Annotated in this window: 3 protein-coding genes; 2 read left to right on the top strand and 1 reads right to left on the bottom strand. The window is 71.5% G+C overall.

All coding sequences use genetic code 11. The features are described 5' to 3' along the window. Window positions 1–135: 135 nt before the first annotated feature. Window positions 136–1,758: a type VII secretion protein EccB gene (gene eccB / locus L2C96_RS43930; protein ID WP_272884118.1), complete on the bottom strand. Its 1,623-nt coding sequence runs from the start codon at window positions 1,756–1,758 to the stop codon at window positions 136–138. 482 nt (window positions 1,759–2,240) lie between these two features. Between eccB and eccE the strand changes: the two genes are divergently transcribed. Continuing rightward, window positions 2,241–3,419, top strand: coding sequence for a type VII secretion protein EccE (gene eccE / locus L2C96_RS43935; protein ID WP_020417575.1), 1,179 nt, complete (start codon window positions 2,241–2,243; stop codon window positions 3,417–3,419). Beyond that, the gene (locus L2C96_RS43940) at window positions 3,416–4,138 is read left to right on the top strand and encodes a hypothetical protein (protein ID WP_020417574.1); all 723 of its coding nucleotides are present in this window, start codon (window positions 3,416–3,418) and stop codon (window positions 4,136–4,138) included. Before eccE ends, L2C96_RS43940 begins: the two co-directional genes overlap by 4 nt. Window positions 4,139–4,358: the final 220 nt, after the last annotated feature.

The raw sequence follows: 4,358 nt of genomic DNA on the forward strand, positions 1-4,358 counted from the left end.
AGATCGGCTGTGGATCGGGGGCGGGGGAGGTCTGGTTGGGGTAGTCGCCTGCTTTTCGTTGCCGGGTGGCGGTTTGGTGGCGGAGAAAAGAAAAGCGGCCCTCCGCTTTGCTTGAGGGCCGCTGTCTCTTGTGGACTAGTTGCCTGATGTGCCGGTGTTTCCGGACGCCTGTTGCTGCTGCGACGGGAAGCTCCCGGCGTTCGGCGAGATCGGCACCGAGTCGTAGCTCCGCTGGGCGTCCTGCACGTTCAGGGACGCTCCGGTGGGCAGGAGGCGCACGATGGCGTCCGGCGCCGGCCGTGGGTCGGTCAGGCCCAGTGCGTTGGCGGTGTTCGCGTCGGGGACGCCGTATCGCAGGCCCCGGTCGGTCACCAATGAGATGGGGCCCGTGGCGAAGGACTGTTTCGACGTCGCCGACCGGATGACCGCTCCGCGGCCCGGGGGCATGTAGAAGTTGTCGATCTTCAGGCCGTCCGGGCTGGGCTGGCCGATCTGGATCAGCTTCGCGTCGGCAGGGACCGGGAGCTGCGTTCCGACGTAGACGGCCGTGTGCTGGTCCTCGGTCGTCGGGTCGCCGGGGTTCACCACGTTCCAGCCGAGGCAGGTCACCGGCGTCTGCGTGGGGTCGAGCACGGTCGGGATGGTGTTCGGCATGGTGTCGACCTTGAGCGCGTCGCTGTCGCCGGACTGGATCTGGCGGATCGACGTGATCGTGTTCGGCGACAGCTCCTGCGGGCGCGGCGCGGCGGTCGAGCTGCCCGAGAACCGGATCAGGTCCGCGACGGCGGGCGACACGCGCTGGATCCCGTTCTGCAGGACCACGTAGCTGCTTCGCGTGCCGTCCGAGAACGACACCGCGAACACGTCACCCACGTTGAGTCCGGCCAGGTCCAGCGCCTGGAACTGCGTCGCGCTGCCCTTGCCGGGGATGGTCGGCGGCGTGAACGGCGTCACCTGCGGGATGGCGTTCAGCAGGCCGATGGAGATGCGGCGCGCGTTCTGCGGGTTCAGGCCCAGTGCCGTGTAGACACCGGCGCGGCCCGGGTCCAGCTCCGCCCGCACGGTGTTCGCGTTCGGCTGGTTCGGGTTCCGCTCCAGGCGGTAGATCAGGTACGGCTTGTCGTTGTCGCCGACGGCCAGCACGGCCTCGTTGTCGCCCAGCTCACGTCCGGGGTTGGGCACACCGGCGAGCACCGTCGTGGCGTTCGTCGCCTGCTGCAACGCCAGCTGGCTCGGCAGGTCCGACCGGATCGTCAGCTGGTCGCACACCGCCCAGTCGTCGGACACCCGCTGCGACGTGGTCGGCAGCAGCTGCGGACCGTCCACAATGCCCGTCAGCCGCCCGCGCGGGATGTCCTTGAGCTGGTCGTCCGGGACCACCGACGGCTCCACCGCGGTCGCCGCCGCGGAGGCGCCCTGCCCCTGCTGCGACATCAGCAACAGCCGCGCCGAGGCCAGGTTGAAGGTCGGGACCAGCTGCTTCGGGTTGCCGGTGACTACGTAGATCGCGCCGGACTCCTTGCCGATCACGATGTTGCCCGAGTCCGGCACTGCCGGTTTCGGGCTGATCAACCCGAAGATCACGAAACCGACGACACCGAGCAGCGCCAGGATGAACCCGACGATCGTCGCTCTGCCGTGGGTCCGCATCGGATCGTGGAGCATGACCGAGTCACGCCGCACCAGCGCGGACTGCATGCGGCGCAGCACGAACTGGTAAGCGTGAACTTGCGATTTCGTTGTCGGTGTTGACGGCATTCTCGACCTACTGCTCCCCGAGTCGCGGTACGGTTCCGCAGGATAGCGGTACGGGATCTCCGCCGGTGTGGGTTTCTCCCAACTCCGGCTAGGGTCGGGTTCCCGGCCGACCGGCTTGCCGGGATCGCTGTAGGTACGAGGGGAAGAACGAGCGGATGTCCGTCACCACTCCGCCACGTCCGGGTGGGCCCCCGGGTTCACCGCCGCCGAGGGGCCGTCCGCCGGGCCCGCCACCGCGTGGCGGCGTGCCGGGCGGGCCGGGAGGACCCGCCGGACCACGCGGCCCGCAGGGACCCGGAGGCCCCGGTGGGCCTGGCGGTCCAGGTGGTCGCGGCCCTGGTGGGCCCGGTGGCCCGGGCGGGCCCGGTGGTCCGGGCGGTCAGGGTGGGCCGCCGCCGGCACAGCCGCCCCCCGAACGTCCCGCGCCGGTCGCTCCCCCGGCTCGCCGCCGCGTCCTGAACACCCGGCTCGGCCCGATCCCGGTGACCAACCTCGTGGTGCTCGAGATCGGCCTCGCGATCGGGCTGATCCTCATCGCGATCAACGAGTCGCTGCTCTACGTCGGCATCGGCGTCCTCGGCGCCGCGCTGATCATCGCGATCCTGCGGTGGCGCGGTCAGTGGTTCACCCAATGGGCTGGACTTACGATGCGCTACTCGTTCCGCAGCCACGACCGGGTGTCGACGCCGCCGAAGCCCGACGCCCAGGCCATCGCGACCGGCGACGTGTCCGTTACCGGCCCGGAGGACGTGCGCGTCAGCCTGCTGCGGCTCGTCGTGCCGGACCTGGTGGTCGCGCACGGCAAGGACCACGAGCTGCAGGAGGTCGGGCTCGCCTGGCACGACGGCACGTGGACCGCGGTCCTGCTCGTCGAGCCCACCCCCGCGCTGATCACGCAGGCCGGCGGCGCGCCGAGCCTGCCGCTGTCGGCGCTGGCACCGTGCCTGGAGGACCGCGGCGTCGTCCTGGACTCCATCCAGATGATCTGGCACTGCTACCCGGGCAGCGCGGCGCTGCCCGCGGACTCGCCCGCGCTGACGTCCTACCTGGAGGTCCTCGGGCCGCTGCCGGCCGCGGCGCGACGCACCACGTGGGTGGCGATCCGGCTCGACCCGCGCCGGTGCCCGGACGCGGTCCGCGAGCGCGGCGGCGGCGTCGTCGGCGCGCACCGCGCCTTGATCGGCGCGCTGTCCCGCGTCCGCAACGCGCTGGAGTCGCAGGGCGTGCCGACCCGTCCGCTGAGCCCGGACGAGCTGCTGCGGGCCGGGATCTCGGCCGCCGAGCTGACCGCGGCCGTCGGTGGCGGCGCGAAGGTGAACCTGAAGGAGAGCTGGACCAGCGCGACGGCGGCGGGCATCGGCCACGCCAGCTACGCCGTCACCAGCTGGCCCAAGGGCAAGATCACGACCACGCTGAACGCGCTGACCAGCGTGCGCACGCTGTCGTCGACCGTGGCGATGTCCATCTCGCCCGCGGACGACGAGGGCAAGGTCGGCCTGCGCGGCGTGGTCCGGCTGAGCGCGCGCAACCCGCGTGAGCTGGACACCGCCGACGAGCGGCTCAACACGCTCGCCGAACGCGTCGGTGTGTCGCTGACCCCGCTGCGCGGCCTGCAGATCGACGGGCTCGCCGCGACCATGCCGATGGGAGGCACCGCATGAGCCTGCGGCTTCGTGACCCGGGCCGGAACACGGGCGTCGCGCCCGAGTTCGTGGTCGACCCGGTGCTGCTGGACGCGATCAGCCCGTCCGGTGACCGCGGCGGCATCGTCGTCGGCTCGGGCCTCAAGGGCGAGCCGCTGACGATCTCCGCCCTGCGGGCCACCCCCACCCGGATCGTGCTGGTGGGTGGCCTGTACCTCGCGCGGCAGGTCGCGCTGCGGGCGATGGCGGTCGGCGCGTGGGTGACGATCGCGACCGGGCGGCCGGCCGCGTGGCAGGTGCTGCCGAAGGCGGCGGGCAACCAGCCGAACGGGCGACCGTCGCCGCTGGTGACCATCCGGCGGCTGTCGCCGGTCGAGCTGCCGCGCCCCTCGGAGGACGCACCGCTGCTGGTGGTGACCGACGGCGGGCCGACGCCGCAGGACCTGTTCCCGCCCCGATCGCCCTGGCACACGACGGTTTACGTGCTGCCGTACCTGCACCCCCAGGCGACGACGATCGCGAACGCCGCGGACGTCGTGCTGATGCAGCGGCTGCCCGCCGGACAGGCCGAGCTGGCGGCCCGGATCTGGCGCCTGCCGCCGCAGATGGTGCGGCAGCTGACCACGCTGAAGGACGACCAGGTGGTGGCACTGGGCCAGAACCTCTGGCGCCCCCTCCGCCTCGTCACCACACCCAAGGAACAGTCACTACTGGGCCCAGTCCGCCGCGGCGACTGACGAGCTCTTGATCTGTGAACAAAACCCCGAGCTGGGTGGTCATCCCGTCGCCTGACACTGGACGATCACCTTGAGCCAGGGCCGCAACCTCCGCTGCCAACCGGCGGCCGAACATGCCAACCTTGCGGCCCTGGCTCAAGGTGATATGCACAAACCGGAAGGCGACGGGATGACCACCCGGCGACCACCTCGCCAAGGTGGGACGAGGCACCCAACCCCT

Origin of the sequence: Amycolatopsis tucumanensis (assembly GCF_021654135.1) — a bacterium.
In the GTDB taxonomy this organism is placed as follows: domain Bacteria; phylum Actinomycetota; class Actinomycetes; order Mycobacteriales; family Pseudonocardiaceae; genus Amycolatopsis_E; species Amycolatopsis_E tucumanensis.

Coding starts and splice junctions, on each gene's coding strand:
- eccB (WP_272884118.1), bottom strand. CDS start 1,758: ATGCCGTCAACACCGACAACGAAATCGCAAGTTCACGCTTACCAGTTC.
- L2C96_RS43940 (WP_020417574.1), top strand. CDS start 3,416: ATGAGCCTGCGGCTTCGTGACCCGGGCCGGAACACGGGCGTCGCGCCC.